Annotated in this window: 2 protein-coding genes and 1 pseudogene; 2 read left to right on the top strand and 1 reads right to left on the bottom strand. The window is 41.9% G+C overall.

The genetic code is table 11. From position 1 onward, the window contains the following. Together EIZ48_RS29245 and EIZ48_RS28305 are read left to right on the top strand one after the other, a co-directional pair. Positions 1-368, top strand: a pseudogene (locus tag EIZ48_RS29245) (hypothetical protein); the annotation flags it as partial. Between the two features lie 32 nt (positions 369-400). Next, entirely contained in the window at positions 401-676 is a 276-nt protein-coding gene (locus EIZ48_RS28305; RefSeq protein WP_075765454.1) for a BMC domain-containing protein, read from the top strand. A 368-nt stretch (positions 677-1,044) separates the two neighbouring features. On the opposite strand, the gene EIZ48_RS28300 is transcribed toward EIZ48_RS28305, so the two are convergent. Beyond that, on the bottom strand, positions 1,045-1,180 hold a 136-nt coding region (locus tag EIZ48_RS28300), incomplete at its 5' end, for a transposase (protein WP_160648522.1).

The following is a 1,180-nucleotide window of genomic DNA, read 5'->3' as shown; positions in this document are numbered from 1 at the left end:
GTGTAGGTCACTCTTTAGCTATCCATTCTAAGGACGAGTCTGTTATCTGTGCGTTTGGCCTGAAAAAGCCGGTATCTCGCATGTTGGTCAATACACCTTCGACTCACGGAGCTGTTGGCCTGTCTACGAATCTGTTCCCGTCGTTTACATTGGGCTGTGGCGCGGTAGGCGGAAGTTCTACTTCTGACAACGTTACACCAGAGCACCTTTTTGATATTCGTCGTGTAGCTTATGATACGGAGGAGCTATCCCTATCCTATAGTAACAATGCACCCACTAATGATACTGACGTAACATCTACAGAAGGGTCAGTAGATGTAGATATGATCACTAAAATGATCATTAACGAACTAAAAAAAATGTCTTAATATCAACTAATTAAACAAAAAGTGAGAATAACATGTCTTTAAATGCCCTAGGAATGGTTGAAACTAAAGGTTTGGTTGGCGCGATAGAAGCTGCTGATGCTATGGTAAAAGCTGCAAACGTCGAACTTGTTGGACGTGAACAAGTTGGCAGCGGTTTAGTTACTGTTATGGTGCGTGGTGATGTTGGCGCTGTAAAAGCAGCAACAGATGCAGGCGCAATTGCTGCTAAAAATGTAGGTGAACTTGTAAGTATTCATGTTATCCCTCGTCCACATAGTGAAGTAGAAACAATCCTACCTAAAGCTTAATTTTTCTTGATTACCACCCCGAGCCTCAGCCAGTCTAAGTAAACGCTGGGGCATCGGCGCTGTACGGATACTTGCAAAATTAGCTCTTCCAGCAGGTTTTCGAAATCAAACCACCAATTAAACTGCCGCTTTATTCGAATAAACTCGTTCAAATATTTCTGCCCCAAAGTTTGCCAGAATTTTTTAACCGATTAATTCCCCCCTTGACTTATTGGCATGGACTGAAGGAACACAAACGAGTGTGTGCTGAAAGAAAACTCCTGATTAATTCAAAATCGGTATATCTAATAGTGTAGGAGGAGGTTAGAAATACCCATATTATTAGGTGTTTTTGCCTGACGAACCGGAGTGTTGACCTAAAATAAGGTTCATCGCGGCTTTCCGGGGAAAGCTGCTTTTATCTTTAGGAAGAAGTATTCCGTATCTCGATATCCGTATCCCATACGCTTGATGAGTTTTATCTTGTTATTGATCCCCTCCAGCGTACAAGTATTCAGATGATAT

It is taken from the genome of Photobacterium alginatilyticum, assembly GCF_009910675.1.
GTDB classification, from domain to species: Bacteria; Pseudomonadota; Gammaproteobacteria; order Enterobacterales; family Vibrionaceae; genus Photobacterium; species Photobacterium alginatilyticum.
Note: the sequence above shows the minus strand (reverse complement) of the source record. Positions and strands in the feature narration are given on the sequence as shown.

Bases quoted from the DNA above. Each gene is read 5' to 3' on its own strand.
- EIZ48_RS28305 (WP_075765454.1), top strand. From the start codon at position 401: ATGTCTTTAAATGCCCTAGGAATGGTTGAAACTAAAGGTTTGGTTGGC.